At 44.4% G+C, this 614-nt stretch carries 1 protein-coding gene; it reads right to left on the bottom strand.

Annotated elements, in window-relative coordinates; translation table 11 throughout:
* The coding region (locus A3757_RS06265) for a transposase (RefSeq protein ID WP_156506226.1) at nt 1–466 on the bottom strand (466 nt) is incomplete at its 3' end.
* Nucleotides 467–614: the final 148 nt, after the last annotated feature.

Here is a 614-nt window from a genome sequence, read left to right as displayed (position 1 = left end):
AGGCTTTTAGCTGGAAACGTGCATTATTCAAATCATGCATTGNACGCTCACGTGCTCGAGATAGATCTCGTATTGCTTCATCTGCGGGTTCAGGAACGTAAATCGGATCAAGGTCGCCATTACGAACCAAACGAGCTAAATCTTGTGCATCGCGTTTATCTGTTTTCACGCGTTGTCCGGGTTTCTTTGGAATCAGTGATGGCGCAACAACATAGCAACAATGGCCTAAGCTTGTCAGCAATCGATAAATCCAGTAGCCACAGGGGCCTGCTTCATAAACAAAATGCAGGGTAGCCTGCGGGTATTTGCTTTCAAACTGTCTTGCCATCTTGGTAAGTGATACTTTGGCTGAAGAAACTCTTCCAAGATGTTTTACTTCTGAGCCTCGTTGATCTTCGCAATATGCGACTTCGGTGAACTCCTTATGGGTGTCCAATCCGACAAAAATTATGGTATTGTTTTTCATGGTGCTGGCCTCCGCTTATATGGTATGACACATATATTATGGCTCTGGCTTTGCTAACCCACGATAGGAGGTCAGCACTCTTTTGGGACGTGGGGAGTCATTATGTCTATGTGCAAAAAACCAACTAAAATATGTGCTTAGCGTACTT

This window comes from Oleiphilus sp. HI0117, from assembly GCF_001635235.1.
Note: the sequence above shows the minus strand (reverse complement) of the source record. Positions and strands in the feature narration are given on the sequence as shown.